Annotated in this window: 20 protein-coding genes; 11 read left to right on the forward strand and 9 right to left on the reverse strand. The window is 58.9% G+C overall.

Annotated elements, in window-relative coordinates:
- Window positions 1–43 precede the first annotated feature (43 nt).
- On the reverse strand, window positions 44–1,954 hold the full coding sequence (gene dnaK / locus BWR18_RS16860) for a molecular chaperone DnaK (protein ID WP_076629597.1): 1,911 nt from the start codon (window positions 1,952–1,954) through the stop codon (window positions 44–46).
- Between the two features lie 194 nt (window positions 1,955–2,148).
- Here dnaK and BWR18_RS16865 point away from each other — a divergent pair, with 194 nt between their 5' ends.
- Window positions 2,149–2,757, forward strand: coding sequence for an alpha-ketoglutarate-dependent dioxygenase AlkB family protein (locus BWR18_RS16865; protein WP_076629598.1), 609 nt, complete (start codon window positions 2,149–2,151; stop codon window positions 2,755–2,757).
- 173 nt (window positions 2,758–2,930) lie between these two features.
- The gene (locus BWR18_RS16870) at window positions 2,931–4,043 is read left to right on the forward strand and encodes a porin (RefSeq protein WP_076630382.1); all 1,113 of its coding nucleotides are present in this window, start codon (window positions 2,931–2,933) and stop codon (window positions 4,041–4,043) included.
- Window positions 4,044–4,069: 26 nt separating this feature from the next.
- On the opposite strand, the gene BWR18_RS16875 is transcribed toward BWR18_RS16870, so the two are convergent.
- Entirely contained in the window at window positions 4,070–4,894 is an 825-nt protein-coding gene (locus BWR18_RS16875; protein WP_076629599.1) for an ABC transporter permease, read from the reverse strand.
- Between the two features lie 119 nt (window positions 4,895–5,013).
- Between BWR18_RS16875 and cysQ the strand changes: the two genes are divergently transcribed.
- The 9 genes from cysQ (at window position 5,014) to BWR18_RS16920 (ending at window position 15,190) form a co-directional block, all read left to right on the forward strand.
- Entirely contained in the window at window positions 5,014–5,811 is a 798-nt protein-coding gene (gene cysQ, locus BWR18_RS16880; protein WP_076630383.1) for a 3'(2'),5'-bisphosphate nucleotidase CysQ, read from the forward strand.
- On the forward strand, window positions 5,811–6,611 hold the full coding sequence (locus BWR18_RS16885; protein ID WP_076629600.1) for a 3-deoxy-manno-octulosonate cytidylyltransferase family protein: 801 nt from the start codon (window positions 5,811–5,813) through the stop codon (window positions 6,609–6,611). Before cysQ ends, BWR18_RS16885 begins: the two co-directional genes overlap by 1 nt.
- A complete protein-coding gene (locus tag BWR18_RS16890) occupies window positions 6,608–7,837 on the forward strand; it encodes a glycosyltransferase family 2 protein (RefSeq protein WP_076629601.1) in 1,230 nt (409 codons plus the stop codon). Before BWR18_RS16885 ends, BWR18_RS16890 begins: the two co-directional genes overlap by 4 nt.
- Window positions 7,838–7,964: 127 nt before the next feature.
- The gene (galU, locus tag BWR18_RS16895; RefSeq protein WP_076630384.1) at window positions 7,965–8,858 is read left to right on the forward strand and encodes a UTP--glucose-1-phosphate uridylyltransferase GalU; all 894 of its coding nucleotides are present in this window, start codon (window positions 7,965–7,967) and stop codon (window positions 8,856–8,858) included.
- A gap of 14 nt (window positions 8,859–8,872) precedes the next feature.
- Window positions 8,873–9,856, forward strand: coding sequence for a UDP-glucose 4-epimerase GalE (gene galE, locus BWR18_RS16900; RefSeq protein WP_076629602.1), 984 nt, complete (start codon window positions 8,873–8,875; stop codon window positions 9,854–9,856).
- Between the two features lie 289 nt (window positions 9,857–10,145).
- A complete protein-coding gene (locus BWR18_RS16905) occupies window positions 10,146–11,003 on the forward strand; it encodes a glycosyltransferase family 4 protein (RefSeq protein WP_254684888.1) in 858 nt (285 codons plus the stop codon).
- 48 nt (window positions 11,004–11,051) lie between these two features.
- A complete protein-coding gene (locus tag BWR18_RS16910; RefSeq protein WP_076629604.1) occupies window positions 11,052–12,062 on the forward strand; it encodes a glycosyltransferase family 2 protein in 1,011 nt (336 codons plus the stop codon).
- Complete coding sequence (locus BWR18_RS16915) at window positions 12,059–13,756, forward strand: DUF5927 domain-containing protein (protein WP_076630385.1); 1,698 nt, start codon at window positions 12,059–12,061, stop codon at window positions 13,754–13,756. Before BWR18_RS16910 ends, BWR18_RS16915 begins: the two co-directional genes overlap by 4 nt.
- 6 nt (window positions 13,757–13,762) lie before the next feature.
- Window positions 13,763–15,190 (forward strand): nodulation protein NodH, encoded by a 1,428-nt coding sequence (locus tag BWR18_RS16920; RefSeq protein WP_076629605.1) that lies wholly within the window; start codon window positions 13,763–13,765, stop codon window positions 15,188–15,190.
- Here the strand turns inward: BWR18_RS16920 and BWR18_RS16925 are convergent.
- The 7 genes from BWR18_RS16925 to BWR18_RS16955 form a co-directional block, all read right to left on the reverse strand.
- Window positions 15,187–15,651 (reverse strand): PTS sugar transporter subunit IIA, encoded by a 465-nt coding sequence (locus tag BWR18_RS16925; protein ID WP_076629606.1) that lies wholly within the window; start codon window positions 15,649–15,651, stop codon window positions 15,187–15,189. The genes BWR18_RS16920 and BWR18_RS16925 overlap by 4 nt on opposite strands.
- 36 nt (window positions 15,652–15,687) lie before the next feature.
- Window positions 15,688–16,251 (reverse strand): ribosome hibernation-promoting factor, HPF/YfiA family, encoded by a 564-nt coding sequence (gene hpf, locus BWR18_RS16930; protein WP_076629607.1) that lies wholly within the window; start codon window positions 16,249–16,251, stop codon window positions 15,688–15,690.
- A gap of 231 nt (window positions 16,252–16,482) precedes the next feature.
- Window positions 16,483–17,241 carry an LPS export ABC transporter ATP-binding protein gene (lptB, locus tag BWR18_RS16935; RefSeq protein ID WP_076629608.1) on the reverse strand — a complete coding sequence of 253 codons (759 nt, stop codon included), beginning with the start codon at window positions 17,239–17,241 and terminating at the stop codon, window positions 16,483–16,485.
- Complete coding sequence (gene lptA / locus BWR18_RS16940; RefSeq protein ID WP_172839429.1) at window positions 17,241–17,693, reverse strand: lipopolysaccharide transport periplasmic protein LptA; 453 nt, start codon at window positions 17,691–17,693, stop codon at window positions 17,241–17,243. The genes lptB and lptA overlap by 1 nt, the downstream gene beginning before the upstream one ends.
- A 40-nt stretch (window positions 17,694–17,733) precedes the next feature.
- A complete protein-coding gene (locus BWR18_RS16945) occupies window positions 17,734–18,333 on the reverse strand; it encodes a hypothetical protein (RefSeq protein WP_076629610.1) in 600 nt (199 codons plus the stop codon).
- Between the two features lie 9 nt (window positions 18,334–18,342).
- Window positions 18,343–19,326, reverse strand: a complete 984-nt coding sequence (locus BWR18_RS16950; RefSeq protein WP_076629611.1) for a KpsF/GutQ family sugar-phosphate isomerase — start codon at window positions 19,324–19,326, stop codon at window positions 18,343–18,345.
- Complete coding sequence (locus BWR18_RS16955; RefSeq protein WP_076629612.1) at window positions 19,323–19,937, reverse strand: ribonuclease D; 615 nt, start codon at window positions 19,935–19,937, stop codon at window positions 19,323–19,325. The genes BWR18_RS16950 and BWR18_RS16955 overlap by 4 nt, the downstream gene beginning before the upstream one ends.
- Between the last annotated feature and the right edge of the window lie 37 nt (window positions 19,938–19,974).

Raw genomic sequence — 19,974 nt, forward strand, 5'->3', positions numbered from 1 at the left:
CTGATGGGGCCGGCCTCTTGATTGGTTCCTCTGAGGCCCAAAATCAGGCGCGTTTGTCGTCGTCGAGATCTTCGAATTCGGCGTCGACGATATCGTCGTCATCGTTGCGGGGCTCATCAGCAGCCTGCGGTTCGTCTTCGCCGTCTTCTTGTGCGGCCTTGTAGATCGCCTCGCCCAGTTTCATCGCCGCTTCGGTCACGTTCTGAATGCCCGACTTGATCTTGTCGGCGTTCTCGCTTTCCAGCTCGTCCTTGAGCGCGGCGATGGCCAGTTCGATCGCCTCGACCGTGGTCGGATCGACCTTGTCCGAATGCTCTTCCAGCGACTTTTCGGTCGAGTGGATGAGGCTTTCGGCCTGGTTGGTCGCTTCGACCAATTCCTTGCGCGCCTTGTCCGCTTCGGCGTTTTCCTCGGCGTCCTTGACCATTTGTTCGATGTCGTCGTCCGACAGACCGCCCGACGCCTGGATCGTGATCTTCTGCTCTTTCATCGTGCCCTTGTCGAGCGCGCCCACCGACACGATGCCATTGGCGTCGATGTCGAAGGTCACTTCGATCTGGGGCATGCCGCGTGGGGCCGGCGGGATGTTTTCAAGGTTGAAGGCACCCAGCAGCTTGTTGTCAGACGCCATCTCGCGCTCACCCTGGAAGACCCGGATGGTGACTGCGTTCTGGTTGTCCTCGGCGGTCGAGAAGATTTGCGATTTCTTGGTCGGGATCGTGGTGTTGCGGTCGATCAGGCGGGTGAACACACCACCCAGTGTCTCAATCCCCAACGACAGCGGGGTCACGTCGAGCAGGACAACGTCCTTGACGTCCCCTTGCAGAACACCGGCCTGGATGGCGGCGCCCATGGCAACAACCTCGTCGGGGTTCACGCCCTTGTGGGGCTCCTTGCCGAAGAACTTGGTCACCTCTTCGATCACTTTGGGCATGCGGGTCATGCCGCCGACCAGAACCACTTCGTCGATGTCGGAGGCGGACAGGCCCGCATCCTTGAGCGCGGCGGCGCAAGGTTTCATCGAGGATTTGATCAGGTCACCGACCAGTTGCTCCAGTTTGGCGCGGGTCAGTTTCATGACCATGTGCAGCGGCTGGCCGTTCGAGCCCATTGAGATGAAGGGTTGGTTGATCTCTGTCTGGTTGGCCGAGCTGAGTTCGATCTTGGCCTTTTCCGCCGCTTCCTTCAGGCGTTGCAGGGCCATCTTGTCCGCAGTCAGGTCGACCGAATGTTCCTTTTTGAACTCGTCGGCGAGGTAATTGACGATGCGCATGTCGAAGTCTTCGCCGCCCAGGAACGTGTCGCCGTTGGTGGACTTCACTTCGAACAGCCCTTCGTCGATTTCCAGGATGGTGACGTCGAATGTACCGCCGCCAAGGTCATAGACCGCGATGGTCTGGCTGTTTTCCTTGTCGAGACCGTAGGCCAGCGCGGCGGCTGTCGGTTCGTTGATGATCCGCAGCACTTCGAGGCCCGCGATTTTACCGGCGTCTTTGGTCGCCTGACGCTGTGCGTCGTTGAAATAGGCCGGGACGGTGATGACCGCTTGGGTCACTTCCTCGCCGAGATACGATTCGGCGGTTTCTTTCATCTTACCCAGGATGAAGGCGGAGATCTGGCTGGGCGAGTATTTCTCGTCCCGCGCTTCGACCCATGCGTCACCGTTGCCGCCGTCAATCACGTTGAAGGGCAGGTTTTTCTTGTCCTTGGCCAGATCCGCGTCGTCGTTGCGGCGGCCGATCAGGCGCTTGACGCCAAAGATGGTGTTGTCGGGGTTCGTGACTGCTTGCCGTTTGGCAGGCTGGCCGACGAGACGCTCGTTTTCTGTAAAGGCCACGATGGACGGGGTTGTCCGCGCGCCTTCCGCGTTTTCGATCACGCGGGGCTGGCTGCCATCCATGATGGCGATGCAGCTGTTGGTCGTTCCAAGGTCAATACCGATGACTTTAGCCATGTTTTTCGATCCCTCATATCAGTTCAAGGCGATGACACGAGGCGGCGACCCGTTTCGGCATCGACGCCACGCATTGAATTGCGCACGCTTCCGTGCGCGCTGCGGCGTATATAAGGAGGGTACTTAGACGCTGCAACCATTCTGACGAGCCGCAAAACCGCAAAATTTTCACATATTGAGAGGGGAAAACCGGGATGCGTGCCACAGTGCGGGGATTCGAGATTTACAAAGGGTATCTGGACCCGGAGGTGCAGGCCGCGCTTGTTGAAGATGTGCGCCATGTGGCGGAGGCAGCGCCACTGTTCTCGCCCGAGATGCCCTATGGCAAGCGGATGTCGATACGGATGACGTCCGCCGGGGATGTCGGTTGGTATGCTGATCGGTCCGGCTACCGATATGCGCCAACACATCCAAGCGGTGCAAAGTGGCCCCCGATCCCGGAGTCGGTCCTAAAGATGTGGCGGGATTTGACGGGGCTGGAACGGATGCCGGATTGCTGTCTGATCAATTATTATGGCGAAGATGCACGCATGGGGATGCACCAGGACAAGGATGAGGCGAATTTCAAATGGCCTGTCTTGTCGGTGTCATTGGGCGACGCCGGCCTGTTTCGAATTGGGAACACAACTCGGGGCGGCAAAACTGAATCGCTGTGGCTGGAAAGCGGGGATGTGGTGGTTATGGGCGGGGACGCGCGTCTGACTTATCACGGCGTGGATCGGATCCGCTTTGGTTCATCTTCGCTGCTGCCGAAGGGTGGGCGCATCAACCTGACTTGTCGGGTGGTGCACGAAGATTTGTAAAAGTTTGATTACACGTTATTGAACCGCCCGGTTCAGTTCATACGTGGGATGTAGTGCGCCTCACTCCTCACGCTCGCGCGCATTGACGACATGACGTTCCCAACCACGCGGCACCGGCTTTGCGTGAACAGATACGTTCGCCTGTGGCGCCACTATATGACTGGATACATATCGTGACATATCCTCGCAGACTTATCCCCGTCTTCGCTGGTCTGACCGGCTTGGTTGCGGTGCCCGTTGCCGCAGATACCGTTTACGAATCTCCCGGTGGTGCAACATTCACTCCTTATGGCCACCTGAACTTTGGCATCACATCGTTCGACGATGGGCAGGATGAAAACAGCCAATTTACAGACAACGCGTCATCGACATCGCGCCTGGGCTTTCGCCTGAGCCGCCCGTTCGGTGAAAATGAACTGACGTTCCGGTTCGAGACATCTATCGGCTTTGCCTCAAGCGATGATTTCAGCCAGACATCTGACCCGGACGACTTTGACTGGGACCAGACCAACCTGCGGCATGTCGATCTGATCTACCGAACAGCCCAATTCGGGACGTTCTATGTGGGTCAGGGTAGCATGGCGTCTGACGGTATCGGTCAGTTTGATGCCTCTGGCACAGGACTGGCAGCGTCGGTTGCCATCGGGGACATCGCTGGCGGTTTCGAGTTGCGCGATACGACAGGTGCACTGACAGGGATCGAAATCGGTGATGCTTTCGCCACCTTCGACGGCACGCGCGCCGGGCGGATCCGCTATGACACGCCCGAATTCAACGGTTTCACGCTGTCCCTTGCGGCGGGCGAGAACATCCTGAGCGACGACAACGACGACGAATTCTATGACATCGCATTCAGTTATGAGGGCGATATCGGCGCGACCGAGGTTTCGGCTGGTGTTGGCTATTCGGTGCGCGAGCGACCTGGCAGCGAAGATCGAGAAGACACGTTCGCGTCGGTCGCGGTCAAGCTGCCGAGCGGGTTCAACTTTTCTTTTTCCGCCGGTGATCGGAACACGGCTGGCGACTACGTCTACGCCAAGGTCGGGTACGAGACGGACTGGCTTGACGTTGGATCGACCGCCCTGTCGCTGGATTACTTCGCCGGGTCCGATGCCGTATCAGACGGTGACGACGCGGATTCGTTCGGCATTGCCGTCGTGCAGGACTTTGACCGCCAGAACATCGAAGCGTATTTCGGGTACCGCGACTATTCCTACTCTGACACCACCGGCGCGCAGTATCAGGATGCGTCGTCCTACATCATCGGCGCCCGGTGGAGCTTCTGACCTGAACCGAGCAGGAACGTGCGGCCCTAGCGCCGCGCGTTCCAACTGATCGAGGCGTGGCGCCGGGTGTAAAACTCACCCATGAGCCCGATCATCAACAGGATAACGCCGACCCACCACGCGTATTCCCAGCTGGAATAGCGCGGGTTGTAGTTTATGAATGTGTAGCCCCGCGACTGGTCGATGGCGTGAAACAGCGGATTCCAGTCGAACATGGCCAACATGAAACTGGGCAGCGTGTTTGCTACGAACATCTTGCCCGACGCGATCATGTTGGCGCGCTGATAAATCTGGGTGAAGATCGACACGAAGGTCGGAAACCATGGCTTGATCGCCAGCAGCACAACGCCCAAGGCGCAGCCGGTGAACCATGCGATCAGCAGCATGCCGAAGGCCGGGAAGGGCTGTTCGATGTGAATAGGCGTAAAGGCGACATGATAAATGAACAGGATCACGACAAGTGATAGCACCTGCACGTAAAGCGCGCCGAGCGCAGCTGAGCAGATGGAAACGATCGTGTTCATCGGCGCGTGCTGCATCATCGGGCTTGCCGGTCCTTCGGCCCCGACGACGGCCCCCAATGACTTGGTGTGCGTCATGTATAAGAAGATGCCTGTCATGATATACAGCAAGAAATCGCCACGGATCGCCGCGCCGCGCAGGCCTAGTATCGAGAACATCACATAGAATGCCATCACGAAGATCGCTGCCTGCAGCATGTTCATCAGGATGGCCATGAACGCATTGTTGTGGCTTTTCCGCACGCTACGCACGATCGAGTGATAGATCACCTCGAACATTGCCACGGCGCTGCCCAAGCCTGTCTGTGGTTTGCGCGTTGATTGAAACATGTGCGGTGTTGCCTCGTGCGGTGCGAAAGTCGCAGGGAAATCTTGCCGTTCCGTTACCGCGACATCATAAGGAGCACGCGGGTTGTTTTCAACAAATGCCCGACAAGGGAGACTTTTTGATGACCTATGACGATTTGATCCCGGTGATTCGGAAGCTGGCGCTGGAGGCTGGCGATAAGATCATGGAAATCTATGACGCCGATGATTTAGATGTGAAAGTCAAATCCGATGACAGCCCCGTGACCGAGGCGGACGAGGCTGCGGATGCGCTGATTTCAGCAGGCCTGCGCGCCGCCTTTCCAGATGTGATGCTGGTAACCGAAGAGCAGTCGGCCACACACGATACCTCGGGAACCACGTTTCTTATCGTTGACCCGCTCGATGGGACCAAAGAGTTCGTGCACCGTCGCGGTGATTTCACGGTCAACATCGCGCTTGTCGAAGATGGCGTGCCGACCCGCGGTGTTGTCTATGCCCCGGCCAAGGGCCGCATGTTTTATACCCAGGCAGATGGCCAAACGGTTGAGGAAACCGGCGCGCTGGACAAGGATAATGTAGGTGACGTGACGTTGCTTTCTGTTGCTGACAGTGACAACAGTGCGTTGATGGTTGTCGCCTCGAAATCGCACCGCGATCAGGCGACCGATGATTACATCAACAAATATGCCGTTAAGGATATGAAAAGTGCGGGATCGTCACTGAAGTTCTGTCTGGTGGCGACGGGGGAGGCTGACATCTATCCCCGCGTGGGTCGCACCATGGAGTGGGACACTGCGGCCGGTCATGCCGTGCTGACCGGTGCCGGCGGCAAGGTTGTCCGCTTCGACGATCACGCACCGCTTTTCTATGGAAAGGACGGGTATGCGAACCCGTTCTTCATCGCCTATGCGCCAGCGGTGGATCTGAAACCCGCCTGATGCCGGTCCTGATCGTCATTCCGGCCCGCTACGCGTCGTCCCGCTATCCGGGCAAGCCGCTGGTGTCGTTGACCGGGGCGACCGGCGAGGTACAGACCCTGATTGAACGCAGTTGGCGTGCAGCCATGGACGTGAGCGGCGTAGACCGGGTCGTTGTAGCGACGGATGACGATCGGATCCGTACGGTAGCCGAGGCGTTCGGGGCCGATGTCGTGATGACGTCCGAAGCCTGCCAGAACGGAACCGAGCGCTGCGCCGAAGCGCATGCCGCGCTGGGCGGCGGCTATGATGTGGTTGTCAATTTACAGGGCGACGCGCCCTTGACGCCTTCATGGTTCATCGAAGGTCTGGTCGCCGGTTTGAACGCCGCACCAGATGCCGAGATCGCAACGCCGGTCCTGCGCTGTGATGGCGCCACGCTGAGTGGGTTTCTGGAGGACCGTAAGGCAGGACGCGTCGGGGGCACGACTGCCGTGTTCGCTGCGTCGGGTCATGCGCTCTATTTCTCGAAGGAAGTGATTCCGTTCACGAACGAGACTTATGCTGACGACGCGGACACGCCCGTGTTCCACCATGTCGGTGTGTATGCCTATCGCCCCGATGCGTTGGCGGCCTACCCTGGTTGGGCCGTCGGCCCGCTTGAGACTCTGGAGGGGCTAGAGCAGCTTCGATTCCTTGAAAACGGCCGTCAGGTTCTGTGTGTCGAAGTCGAGGCGCGGGGCCGCCAGTTCTGGGAGCTCAACAACCCAGCTGACGTTCCCAAGATCGAAGCGATGATGGCGGAGATGGGTGTGGCATGACCCGGCCGAAGGTCAGTGTTGTGGTTGTGAGCCGCGACCGGCCCGATGCATTGACATGGTGTCTGACAGGTCTGTCACAGCTCCAGTACTCCAGTTTCGAGATTGTCGTCGTAGCGGATCCGCCGGGTCACGCCGCGATTCTAGACAGTCCGTTTGCAGATCAGGTCAAGCTGGTGGAATTCGACCGTGCCAACATATCCGAGGCGCGCAACCTTGGGATCAGCCACGCAGCTGGTGATATCGTTGCCTTTATCGACGATGATGCAGTGCCGGAACCCAGTTGGCTGCACAATCTGGTTGCCCCAGCATCCAGACCGGACGTGGCGGCCATGGGCGGCTTTGTCCGTGGGCGCAACGGGATATCCTGGCAGTGGCAGGCCCGAACTGTGGATGAGGCCGGTTCGACCGAAGACCTAGAGGTTAGCCCCTATCGCGCCACGGTCCTGACACCAAAGGGTCGCCGCGCGATCAAGACCGAGGGCACGAATATGGCGGTACGGCGCGACGTTCTGGTCGCGCTGGAAGGGTTTGACCCCGGCTTTGCGTTCTATCTGGATGAAACCGACCTCAACCTGCGCCTGAAACGCGCGGGCCATGCAACCGCCTTGAGTCCCTTGGCCGAGGTGCATCACGGTTTTGCCGCAAGTCCGCGTCGCCGTCGTGATCGCGTGCCACGAGACTTGTTCGATATCGGATCCAGCTGGGCCGTCTTGCAGCGGAAATACCTCGAGGAGGCGCAGCGCCGGGATCACTGGCGGCACTTACGTGAGCATGAGCGCAAACGCGTCTTGGAGCATATGGTCGCGGGTCGACTCTTGCCCCGCGATGTCCGGCATCTCATGGCGCGGTTGGATCAAGGGTATATTCAGGGCTTGATGCGCCAGCGTGGTGGCGCTCAGGTCTTGAATAGCCCGATTTCGGCGTTCAAGCCGTTTCCAAGCAGAAAGCGTACATCCACCGTATTGGCTGGCCGCATCTGGCAGCGCACACGACTCAGAGCCGAGGCGGCTGAGCGCGCGCAGTCAGGTGACATTGTTACGCTTTTCCTGTTTTCGCCGACTGCGCGCTACCATTACGTCCGGTTTGACCCTGCCGGGTACTGGGAACAACGGGGTGGTTTGTTTGGCCGCTCTGTGCGAGAAGCATCCTTGTTTAGAATGTTCACATTTTCCGAGCGGGTTGCGGCGGAAACGCGCCGGATCGGCAAACAAAGGCTGATACATTGATGCTTTTGGCGTCCGCAGGCAAAACCTGTCCTATCTCCGCACGAGTTCAAGATTTGGACATTTTTCTAACGTGATTTAGTAGTAAGACACGACCAGATAGGTAGTACTTTTTGTTCAGAGGATGATTATGCGAAAAAAGGTGACCAAGGCGATCTTTCCGGTTGCGGGTTTGGGTACGCGGTTTTTGCCCGCGACCAAGTCGGTGCCCAAGGAGATCATGACGCTCGTTGATCGTCCGTTGATCCAATATGCGATCGACGAAGCCCGTGCTGCTGGCATCAAGGAATTCATCTTTGTCACGTCTCGCGGCAAAGGCGCCCTCGAAGACTACTTCGACCACGCGCCGACGCTTGAGCAAGAGCTGCGCAAGAAGGGTAAGGATGATCTGCTTGAGGTGTTGAAAGACACCAACATGGACAGCGGTGCCATCGCCTATATTCGCCAGCACAAGGCGCTGGGCCTGGGCCACGCGGTGTGGTGCGCCCGCCGTCTGATCGGCAATGAACCATTTGCCGTCATCCTGCCGGACGATGTGATCGCGGCCGATACGCCCTGCCTTCAGCAGATGGTCGAAGCATATAGTGAGACCGGCGGCAACGTGGTCGCAGCCATGGAAGTGCCGCCCGAGCGGGCCTCGTCCTACGGTGTGCTCGACATCAAAGAAGACAGGGGCCAGCTGGTCGAAGCCAAAGGCATGGTCGAAAAGCCGGCTCCCGGTGAGGCGCCCTCGAACCTGGCTGTGATCGGTCGGTACATCCTGACCACAAAGGTCCTGCGCTCGCTCAACCAGATGAAATCGGGCGCCGGGGGAGAGATCCAGCTGACAGATGCAATCGCGAACGAGATCGGCGGCGAAGACGGCGTGTACGGATATCGTTTCCGGGGGCAGCGGTTCGATTGCGGATCGAAGTCTGGCTTCCTGCAAGCCACTGTCGCCTTTGGTCTTGCGCGCGATGAGTTGCGTGACGATCTGCTGGGATACATCCGGGACGTGGTCCAGATGGACAAGGCAGCCGAATAGGACGGACGCGGAACGTGGTCAATGTGCTTGTTACGGGCGGAGCCGGATACATCGGTTCCCATGCCTGCAAGGCTTTGCGGGATGCGGGCCTTGTACCGGTGACGTTCGATAATCTGGAAACCGGTTGGAGCGATGCTGTCAAGTTCGGGCCGTTTGTGCGGGGTGATCTGACGGATCGGGCGGCTTTGGACGCGGCGTTTGCCGAATTTGAACCGGTCGCCGTGATGCACTTTGCCGCCCTCAGCCAAGTGGGCGAAAGCATGCAGGACCCGGGCCGCTACTGGCGCAACAATGTCGTTGGGTCGCTGACCCTGATCGAAGCGGCGGTCGCTGCCGGTTGCCTGGATTTCGTTTTTTCGTCCACCTGTGCCACCTATGGAGATCAGGACAATGTCGTGTTGGATGAAAACAGCGCCCAGCATCCCATAAACGCCTATGGCGCGTCCAAGCGCGCCATCGAAGACATCCTGCGGGATTTCGAGGCCGCCTGTGGTCTGCGCCACGTGATTTTCCGCTATTTCAACGTGGCCGGTGCCGATCCGGATGGTGAGGTCGGAGAATTCCACCAGCCCGAGACGCACCTGATTCCCCTAATGCTGGACGCCATCGCTGGCAAGCGCGCCGCGCTGACAGTCTTTGGCACCGATTATGATACGCCGGACGGGACTTGCATTCGCGACTATGTCCATGTTTGCGATCTGGTGGACGCGCATGTCTTGGGCCTGAAGTGGTTGCAGGATGGCAAGGGCAGTCGCGTGTTCAACCTGGGCACGGGCAGCGGGTTTTCGGTGCGCGAGGTCATCGACCATTCCCGTGCCGTCACCAATCAGAGCGTGCCGTATGTTGACGGCGCGCGGCGGCCCGGTGATTGCACCAAGCTGGTGTCTGGATCGACCCGGGCCGAGGCCGAACTGGGCTGGACGCCCACGCGGTCGACGCTTGAAACGATGATCAAAGACGCCTGGAGATGGCATCAAACTGGGCACTACAACGCATAAACCCACCGCGCGCCTGCTGGACCTGACCCGGCTGATGCGCCGCGTGGGGCGTGTTTTGACAGGTGTCGACAGGGTCGAACTTGCCTATCTGCGCGCACTTCTGGATGCGCCAGAGCCTGTCTTTGGGCTGATACGGTCCAAGCTAGGTTACATTTTGCTGGACCCGAAGGGTGTCGCGGAAGTTGCGCCCATCCTTTCAGCCCATTCAGACTGGGATAAGACCGCCAAGGCTTGGCAGACAGTACGGCGTGCCGCAGTTTCGCGCAGCGTACCGTTTGCCTTGCCGCGCATGTTGCGCCGCCATCTGCCTGCTGGAACGGTGTACCTGAACACCGGCCATTCGAACGTGACCGACCGCGTCTTGCGCGCGATGAAGGGCGCTGACATTCCGATCACGATCTTCATCCATGATGTCATTCCGCTGGAGTTCCCACAGTATCAGCGCGACGGGTCCGTCGCGCCGTTTCGCGCCATGATCGACCGTGTGGCGGCGCACGCTGATCTTGTTATCTACAATTCCAAGGACACTAGGGCGCGGGCAGAGGCGCAGATGCCGCGGCGCGTGCCCCCGGCCATCGTTGCGCATCTTGGAACAACCGTTGTGTCGCCACGGCCTATGGACCTGCCAGATGGCCTGCCGCCGGGTGCCCCTTACTTTGTCACACCCGGCACGATTGAGCCGCGCAAAAATCACGCCTTTCTTCTGGATCTGTGGGACGAAATGGGGACGGATGCGCCTGTTCTGGTCCTTGCAGGAAGTCGCGGGTGGAAGAACGATGCCGTATTTGCCCGCCTCGATGCGCTGGGTTCGGGCGGCAAAGTGCGCGAGGTCTCTGGCCTGAGCGACGGCGCTTTGGCTGCATTGATCAGCGGCGCGGCGGGCGCTTTGCTGCCCTCTCATGCAGAGGGATTTGGACTACCTGCGGTCGAAGCTGCCGCTCAGGGTGTCCCGGTCGTTGTGAACACACTTGATGTCTATGCCGAGTTCCTGGGTGACATACCCATTTACGCAAGCGTTTCAGATCGTTATCTGTGGATAAAGACAATCAACACACTGGCCAGGGCCGGGCATCGCACGCAACAGAAACACCAGTTTGAACTGCCGAGTTGGGACGCGCATTTCAAGACTGTGTTAAGGTTGACCTGATAGGCGCGGAAAAGGCCGGACACTTCGGCTGGCAGAGGACGGGGCACTTTGGGCGCTTGGCAGTCATATAGGCTGAGGCTTCAGCGCAAGCGGTGGCGTATCCGGGCATTCCGGAAGCGTCGGGAATTGTCGCGCATCGTAAATCGTACCGACCGTATCCGCCCGTCCGACCTTTTGTGTTTCTCGACGCAGCGGAACGAAGCGATCCGGCTGCCCTATTTCCTGAACTACTATCGCGAGATGGGGATCAATCATTTCCTGATCGTGGACAATGACAGTACGGACGGGTCGCTCGACTATCTTGCAGACCAGCCCGATGTGTCCGTCTGGTCAACCAAGAACAGCTACAAACGCTCGCGTTTTGGCGTCGATTGGCTGAATTGGTTGCAAATGAAATACGGGCACGGCCATTGGACGCTGGTTGTCGATCCGGATGAATTCCTGGTCTATCCGTTTTGCGACACGCGGCCCTTGCGCGCGCTGACCGACTGGTTGGACGCCTCATCGATCAAGTCGTTTTCGGCCATGCTGCTGGATATGTATCCAAAAGGGCGGCTCGATGCGCAACCCTACTCTGCCGGTCAGAACCCGATGGAGATCGCGAGCTGGTTTGACAGTGGCAATTACACGATTTCCAAGAACCATGCGCTGGGCAATCTGTGGATTCAGGGCGGCCCGCGGGCGCGTGTCTTTTTCCCTGAGGAACCGGCCCGGGCGCCCGCGCTGAACAAGATACCGTTGGTCAAGTGGGACCGACGCTATGCCTATGCCAGTTCGACCCACATGCTGCTGCCGCGCGGTTTGAACCAGGTTTTTGACGAGTGGGGGGGTGAGAAAGCGTCGGGCGTTCTGCTGCACGCCAAGTTTCTCGACACGTTCACGACCAAGGCGGCGGAGGAGCTGGCACGCAAGCAGCACTACGCCGCGTCGGTTGAATACAAAGCTTACGCTGCGACCCTGCGAGATGATCCTGATCTGTGGTGCAAATGGTCTGAAAAATATATCAACTGGCGCCAACTTGAGATTTTGGGCCTCATGTCGAAGGGGAATTGGGCGTGAGTGTCGGCATCGTCATGCTGGTCCATACTGCCCTGGACCGTGCTGAACAGGCTGCGCGCTACTGGGCAACGGGCGGATGTCCGGTGGTCATCCATGTCGATGTGAACGTGCCAAGGCAGACCTACAACGCCTTTGCCAAAGCGCTATCCGACGTGCCGATCATCAAGTTTTCCAAACGGTTCCGATGTGAATGGGGCACGTGGGGCATCGTTGCCGCCAGTCAGGCGGCGTCAGAGATGATGCTGGCGGAGTTTGCGGATGTGCGGCATGTCTACCTTGCATCTGGCTCGTGCTTGCCCTTGCGTCCTGTCGATGAGCTGGTGGATTACCTTGCCGACCGCCCAAGGACGGACTTTATCGAAAGCGCGACCACCGCTGACGTCCCATGGACCGTTGGCGGGCTGGACCACGAACGCTTTACCCTGCGCTTCCCGTTTTCATGGAAGCGGAACCGGTTGCTGTTTGACAAGTATGTCGACCTGCAGCGCAAACTTGGCATGAAACGCAAGATCCCGGCGGGCATTGTCCCGCACATGGGCAGCCAGTGGTGGTGTCTGACACGGCAAACGCTGTCGGCAATCCTACAAGGCCCGGACCGCAAGGAATACGACGCCTATTTTAAGCAGGTGTGGATCCCCGACGAAAGCTATTACCAAACGCTGGCGCGGCAGTACTCTATCGAGATCGAAAGCCGGTCCCTGACGCTGTCCAAGTTCGATTTTCAGGGCAAACCGCACATTTTCTATGACGACCACCTGCAGCTTTTGCGCCGGTCGGACTGCTTTGTCGCGCGCAAGATTTGGCCGCATGCCAACCGTCTGTATGATGCGTTTCTGACGGATCCCGCAGGAGCAATGAAACGGACAGAACCAAATCCGGGCAAGATCGACCGCATCTTTGCCAAGGCTGTCGAACGTCGGACACGCGGGCGCGCGGGGCTTTACATGCAGAGCCGGTTTCCGAATGAAGACTGGGAAAACGGCGTCACAGCGGCGCCCTATTCAGTATTCCAGGGCTTTACCGAAATCTTCGAGAATTTCGAGCCCTGGCTGGCCAAGGCAACCGGTGCGCGTGTGCATGGCCATCTGTTCCACCCTGATCGCGTCGAATTTGCAGATGGAGAGGCCACTCTCAACGGTGCGCTCAGCAACAGCGCCGAGGCGCGCGATTACAATGCGGATGCGTTTTTGACCAACCTGATCTGGAACACGCGGGGCGAGCGGCAGTGCTTTCAGTTCGGCCCCGACGACAACCAGGACATCATCTGGAAAGTGGCGAAAGATCCGAACGCTCAGATCTCTGTCATCTCTGGGGCCTGGTCTGTCCCGTTGTTCCGGTCCAACCTGAATTTCATGGATATCCGGAAAGAAGCGGCGCGCTTGCAGAAGATCGAAAGCGACCATTTGGACGTGTTGCGATCGCCCTACGCCAAGGCGCGTATTCGCAGTTGGACCATGGCCGAGTTTGTCGAAGCGCCGATGGAACCCTTGCAAGGCATCCTGGACGAGATTGGCCTGACCCGTACCCGGCGTTTGTCCGAAGTCCCCAAGCTCACGAACCTGACCGGGTTCGGCCAATTCCTGCAGAATCTGAAAAACCAGGGCATGCACCCATATCTGATGGGTGATTTCCCCGTGGCACTTGGCCCGAAGGCGGCCCAGGACCGGCCACGCAAACCCTACTTGGTGCGTTAACCTCATATGGCCATTTTCGACTACTTCGTTGTGTTCGCAGAGATGCGTACGGGGTCCAATTTTCTCGAAACGAACCTGAACGCATTTGACGGCATCTCGTGCCACGGAGAGGCGTTCAACCCCTTCTTTATCGGATATCCGAAAAGCGATGACATCCTGGGCGTAACCCTGGCCGCGCGGGATAACGACCCCAAGACTCTGTTGCGCGAAATCCGAAAGGCGCCGGGTTTAAGTGGCTTCCGCTACTTCCACGACCACGATCCCCGCATCTTCGACAAGATTGTCGAGGACCCGAAATGCGCCAAGGTTGTGCTGACCCGAAACCCGGTCGACAGCTACGTGTCCTGGAAGATCGCGCAGGCAACGGGCCAATGGAAACTGACCGACGCCAAGGCGCGCAAGGACAGCAAGGCGACCTTCGACGCCCATGAATTCGTCGCGCATCTCGGCGCGCTTCAGGAGTTTCAGGTCACGTTGCTGAATCGGTTGCAGGCCACAGGCCAGACGGCGTTTTACCTCGCTTACGAAGACTTGCAGAATTTGGACGTGATGAATGGTCTGGCCAAATGGCTGGGCGTCGACAGCACCCTTGAGGCGCTCGACAAGAGCCTGAAAGTTCAGAACCCAAGCGCAATGTCAGACAAGGTGAGCAACTTCACCAACATGACCGACGCCTTGTCGGGCCTGGATCGTTTCAACCTGACCCGTACCCCGAATTTCGAGCCGCGGCGCGGCGCGGCGGTCCCCACCTATTTCGCCAGTCAAACAGTGCCGCTCATGTACCTGCCAATCCGTGGCTGGCCCGAGGATCAGGCGTTGCGCTGGATGCAGGCAATTGACGGGACCGAGGGAGGCAAGCCGGCTTCGAAACTGTCGCAAAACGAAATGCGAGATTGGATGCGGTCGCATCCGGGCCACCGGAGTTTCAGCGTGTTGCGGCATCCGCTGGAGCGAGCGCACGCTGTGTTCTGCCACCGTATCCTGAATACCGGCAAGGGCGGTTATGCCGGAATTCGCTCTGTTTTGGGCAAACGGTACAAGATGGCGCTGCCCGATGATCCCAGCGATAGTTCCTATGACAAAGTGGCGCACCGCGATGCGTTTGCCGCTTTCCTTCGGTTCTTGAAGGCCAATCTAAACGGGCAGACCTCGGTGCGCGTCGACCCAGACTGGGCCAGCCAGGCCAAGTCGATCGAAGGGTTTGCGGAGTTCGTTCTGCCGGACAGATTGATCCGGCGTGAAACCATGGCGCATGAATTCGCAGAACTGGGTGCAACTGTCGGCCTCGCGTCGGCCCCGGAACTCGCCCCAGCGGGCATGGACGCGCCATACCAACTTATCGACATCTATGACGCGCAGATCGAAGAGCTGTGCCGCGCTGCCTATACGCGCGACTACCTGATGTTCGGGTTCACGGATTGGACGGCAGCCTAGGCGGCTTGCGCCGGTTTCGCCTCGTTGAGGATCGCATATAGCGTGCTGGCATCAGGGTTCGCGCGCAGCTTGGTGCAGATGGCTGGATCACGCAGGGTGCGCGACACCAGTGCCAGTGCCTTGAGGTGTTCGACGCCAGCTTCTTCAGGCGCAAATAGGGCAAAAGCGATGTCAACCGGCTGACGATCAACCGCGTCAAAGTCGATGGGTTTGTCGAGCAGGACAAAAGCCCCGATGACGTCCGAAATCCCGTCAATTCGCGCGTGGGGCAGGGCCACACCGTGGCCCACACCCGTTGGCCCCAACGCTTCTCGCGCGATCAGAGACTCGACCACCAAGGCAGCATTCAGGTCATAGGCCCCCTGCGCGAGATCGCCGATCTCGTGAAAAAGCCGTTTCTTGGACGAGGCGGAGGTCACAACCTTAACCGCCTCGGGTGTCAAAAGGGTCCCAAAAGTCATTCTGCTCGCTTGTCGGTGCGTCGTGACACCGATCCCTTACGGGTCGATCCAGCCTATGTTCCCGTCCTCGCGACGGTAGACTACGTTCAGCCCGTCTTTCCCTTCGTTCCGGAACACCAGCACAGGGGCGCCCGCCAATTCCATTTGCATGACCGCTTCACCGACCGAAAGGGATGGGATCTTGGTTTCCATCTCGGCCACGATCATCGGCTGCAGCGTCTCGGGCTCCGAGTCGTCTGCGCCTACGTCAGAAGCGAGGATATAAGAGGCCGCGCCGGAGAGTTCAACCGGCTGTGCGCGTTCCTTGTGATGGTCCTTGAGCCGCCGCTTGTAGCGGCGCAACTGCTTTTCCATCTTCTCCGAACAGCCGTCAAAAGCGGCATAGATTTCAGTGGCATGGGCCTTGGCCTGAGCCGTCAGGCCGGTGGACAGGTGCACCGTTGCTTCGCAGACGAATTCATGTGCTGACTTGGAAAACACCACCTGGGCGTTGGTCGGACGTTCGGCATATTTTTGGACAACCGCCCCCAAATCGTCCCGAACATGGGTTTGCAGCGCTTCGCCGATGTCGATCTGTTTGCCACTGATTTGATACTGCATTCTTGCTCCTTCTGATGTGTCCGCAATGCACGTGCACAAGCGCCGCGACCGTGGCGGCGCACATGCGTTCAGAATTGCGGAATAGGCCTGTTGTGACCCTGATCTATGTCAAGACCCCTCGACGGGGCGACGATGTAGCAAATCTGGGACAGCGTAGAAGCCATGACCCTATTGCACGCCAAAAGTGCACCTCGAGTCAATGAAAAGCGGATTGAACACGCATGCCGTTGCTCACCCGATACGGAAGTTTTCGCCCAAATAGACACGGCGCACATTCTCGTTTTGAACGACGTCTTGAGGCGTTCCTGACATCAGAACTTGCCCGTCATGCAAGATGTACGCCCGATCCACAATCTCGAGTGTTTCGCGCACGTTATGGTCCGTGATCAGCACTCCAATGCCACGCTTCTTCAGATCAGCGACCAGATGGCGAATATCCCCGACCGAGATCGGATCAACCCCGGCAAAGGGTTCGTCCAACAGCAGATATTTCGGATTGGCCGCCAATGAGCGCGCAATTTCAACCCGCCGCCGTTCGCCCCCTGACAGGGCCAGCGCGGGTGCGCGGCGCAAATGCTCGATCGAAAACTCGCTCAACAACTCCTCAAGCCGTTCGCGCCGCTTGTGACGGTCCGGTTCGGTGATGTCGAGGATGGCAAGGATATTGTCCTGCACACTCAGGCCGCGAAAGATGCTCATTTCCTGAGGCAGATAGCCGATGCCCATCTGTGCACGCCGGTACATGGGCAGGCTGCTGACATCGGTCCCATCCAACGTGACGGTCCCTCCTTCGGCAGTCACCAACCCGGCCACGGCATAGAATGTGGTGGTCTTGCCCGACCCGTTCGGGCCCAGCAGTGCGACAACCTCGCCCCGGTTCAGTTCCATGGAAAAGTCACGGATCACCAGCTTCTTGCGGTAGGATTTCCTCAAGTGCGAAATGCGCAGTCCGGATGACCCCTCAGCCACTTTCAGATCTGGGGCCGCCATCAGTTGTTGCCAGTTTGCAGGATCGTTTTGACGCTGCCTTGCATGCGTGCGGTCCCGTCTTCGAGGTTGACCGTCATCCTTTCGGAAGCGATGGCGCTTTGCCCCTGGGTCAGCAGAACATCCCCCGTCATCACGATCAGTCCGGTGTCGATGCTGTAATCCGCACGCCGCGATTCGGCAGCGTCCGGACCGGACACCAGCGTGACTCCTCCCGTGGCTTCCATCCGTTCGATTCCAGCCTGGTCCTCACGGTAGATCACGAGAACGCGCGGGGCGGACAAGCGCATCTCGCCCTGGCCGATGACGACATTGCCTGTGAATACTGCTGCGCCTGTGTCCTGATCCACGTTCAGTTCATCCGCGCTGACCTCGACCGGGGCCGATGTGTCCTGTTGGATGGAGCCAAAGGCCACTTGCGTGCCCTGTGCATAAAGAGGTGAGATCAGACCCATCAGGATCAGGCAGGCTATGGCACGCAAAAAAGTCACGGGTCTATTCTTCTTCCAAATCTTGTGGGCGGTATATCAACTTTACGCCGTTTGTGAAAATCAATTGGGCAGTCTCGCCGCCGTCGGGTTTTTCAAGCCGCATGTGCCCTGCCTTCAAAGTCCCGGACAGGCCAGTGCCGTTCACGGGCCCTGGCGATTCAACCGTCATCCTCTCGAAGTCGGTCAACAGCTCTTCGGAGTTCAGCTTGTACCCGGTGGAAGTAGTGATCACGACATTGCCTTCCAGCGATGACGCGCCACGCATCATGTCAAATGCACCGCGATCCGAAAACAGCACCACGCGTGTGCCTCCAGCAAGGTCGATATGCGCGGCGAGGTCCGTAGCAGCGTTGTTCTGACCATCCGCCGTTGCCATCGTCCCGGCAGAGACGGAAATACGGTCGCCACTACTGGACGTGCCGGAAAAGAATGGGGCCGTCACTTGCTGACCTTGCAGCCGTTCCTGGATCTCGGTCTCTGCAAAGGGGACGGACGACACCGGATCGATGTTGCGCGACAGCAGAAACAGTGTGGACAGCAGGGCAAGCGCCGCTAGGGGCAGCAGCACCTTGAGCCAGGCGACGAGCTTAGAATACCTGTCCATGCCATGTCCTTACCCCAGTCCCACGCGCAAGCAGTCGTGGATGTGAATGAGACCCTTGGGCGTGCTGCCGTTGTTGTCCTCGGCCACGAACAAGCACGTCACCGATCTTTCACCTGCGCGCCCGTTCATGATGCTGACGGCTTCCTGTGCCAAGACATCCGGGCCGATTGTTCTTGGTGAGATGGTCATCACCTCCTTCGCCTTCAAGTCCAGCAAGCCGTTGCTCATGTGGCGCCGCAGGTCACCATCGGTGATGATCCCGACCAAACGGTCGGCTTCGTTCGTGATGCCCACAACGCCAAAACCCTTTTCGCTGATCTCAAGCAGTGCATCGGCCATCGTCGTGTCTTCTGTGACCAGCGGCATGGCTGCGCCTATGTGCATCAGGTCGGATACGCGGGCAAGCTGCGCGCCGAGTTTGCCACCGGGATGAAACTCGCGGAAATGTTCGGCGGTAAATTCCCGGTGCTCCATCAGTGCCACGGCCAGCGCATCACCCATCGCAAGCGTGAGTGTTGTAGACGTCGTCGGCACGACACCCGTGCCGCATGCCTCGCCCAGATCCGGCAATTGCAGGACGACATCGCATGCGACCCCCAATGCACTCTTCGGCGCCTTGGTGATCCCTATCAGCGGGATGTCGAACCGGCGCGAAAACGAGATCATGTTGGCCAGTTCCGGCGCCTCGCCCGAATTGGAAATGGCCAGCACAACGTCGGCCCGCGTCACCATGCCCAGATCGCCATGGCTTGCCTCTGCCGGGTGTACGAATTGCGCCGGTGTTCCGGTGCTGGCCAGTGTTGCCGCGATCTTGCGCGCGATATGGCCGGATTTGCCGATCCCCGTGACGATCACACGGCCCGATGCGTTCAGAAGAACGTCAATGGCAGTGCGAAACCTGTCATCCAGCCCGTCGGCCAGAACGCCAAGCGCCTCGGCCTCGGTCCGAATCACGCGGCGCGCGGTGTCGAGAAAGGGCGTCTTGCTGTTCATGAGTGGGCAAAGATGTCCGTCTCGGGCCATCCCGCAAGATCAAGGCGGGCCCGCATCGGCAGAAAGTCGAAACAGGCCTGCGCGATCTCCATCCGCCCTTCACGTTCCAGCCGCTCGTTCAGCACGACGCGCAGTTTGTGCAGGTACAGCACGTCTGATGCCGCATATTCCAATTGTGCATCCGTCAGCGTGTCGGCGCCCCAGTCGCTGGATTGCTGCTGCTTCGAAATGTCGATGCCCAGCATTTCCTGCAACAGGTTTTTCAGCCCGTGCCGGTCGGTATAGGTGCGGATCAGGCGGCTTGCGATCTTGGTGCAATAGACAGGCGCTGTGACAGCGCCAAAGGCGTTCAGCATGGCCGCGATGTCAAAGCGGCCAAAGTGAAACAGCTTGAGCACATCGGGGTCTTCAAGCAGGCGGCACAGGTTCGGTGCTTCGGTCTGGCCCAGCTTGATCTGGACGATATGCGCGTTGCCGTCGCCGCCCGAAAGCTGCACGACGCACAGCCGGTCACGGTGGGGATTCAGACCCATGGTTTCGCAGTCAATGGCCACGACAGGCCCTAGATCAAGGTCGTCCGGCAGGTCGGAAATATGCAAATGGTTCGTCATGGGCCCGCTATAACGCGCGTTGACCAGTTGGGAAAGC

The sequence above is a fragment of the Tateyamaria omphalii genome (genome assembly GCF_001969365.1).
Lineage (GTDB): Bacteria > Pseudomonadota > Alphaproteobacteria > Rhodobacterales > Rhodobacteraceae > Tateyamaria > Tateyamaria omphalii_A.

Bases quoted from the DNA above. Each gene is read 5' to 3' on its own strand.
- cysQ (WP_076630383.1), top strand. From the start codon at position 5,014: ATGACCTATGACGATTTGATCCCGGTGATTCGGAAGCTGGCGCTGGAG.
- BWR18_RS16955 (WP_076629612.1), bottom strand. From the start codon at position 19,937: ATGACGAACCATTTGCATATTTCCGACCTGCCGGACGACCTTGATCTA.
- galU (WP_076630384.1), top strand. From the start codon at position 7,965: ATGCGAAAAAAGGTGACCAAGGCGATCTTTCCGGTTGCGGGTTTGGGT.
- BWR18_RS16885 (WP_076629600.1), top strand. From the start codon at position 5,811: ATGCCGGTCCTGATCGTCATTCCGGCCCGCTACGCGTCGTCCCGCTAT.
- hpf (WP_076629607.1), bottom strand. From the start codon at position 16,251: ATGCAGTATCAAATCAGTGGCAAACAGATCGACATCGGCGAAGCGCTG.
- lptB (WP_076629608.1), bottom strand. From the start codon at position 17,241: ATGGCGGCCCCAGATCTGAAAGTGGCTGAGGGGTCATCCGGACTGCGC.
- BWR18_RS16925 (WP_076629606.1), bottom strand. From the start codon at position 15,651: ATGACTTTTGGGACCCTTTTGACACCCGAGGCGGTTAAGGTTGTGACC.
- BWR18_RS16865 (WP_076629598.1), top strand. From the start codon at position 2,149: ATGCGTGCCACAGTGCGGGGATTCGAGATTTACAAAGGGTATCTGGAC.
- BWR18_RS16890 (WP_076629601.1), top strand. From the start codon at position 6,608: ATGACCCGGCCGAAGGTCAGTGTTGTGGTTGTGAGCCGCGACCGGCCC.
- BWR18_RS16875 (WP_076629599.1), bottom strand. From the start codon at position 4,894: ATGTTTCAATCAACGCGCAAACCACAGACAGGCTTGGGCAGCGCCGTG.
- BWR18_RS16945 (WP_076629610.1), bottom strand. From the start codon at position 18,333: ATGGACAGGTATTCTAAGCTCGTCGCCTGGCTCAAGGTGCTGCTGCCC.
- lptA (WP_172839429.1), bottom strand. From the start codon at position 17,693: ATGGGTCTGATCTCACCTCTTTATGCACAGGGCACGCAAGTGGCCTTT.
- BWR18_RS16920 (WP_076629605.1), top strand. From the start codon at position 13,763: ATGGCCATTTTCGACTACTTCGTTGTGTTCGCAGAGATGCGTACGGGG.
- BWR18_RS16905 (WP_254684888.1), top strand. From the start codon at position 10,146: ATGTTGCGCCGCCATCTGCCTGCTGGAACGGTGTACCTGAACACCGGC.
- BWR18_RS16950 (WP_076629611.1), bottom strand. From the start codon at position 19,326: ATGAACAGCAAGACGCCCTTTCTCGACACCGCGCGCCGCGTGATTCGG.
- dnaK (WP_076629597.1), bottom strand. From the start codon at position 1,954: ATGGCTAAAGTCATCGGTATTGACCTTGGAACGACCAACAGCTGCATC.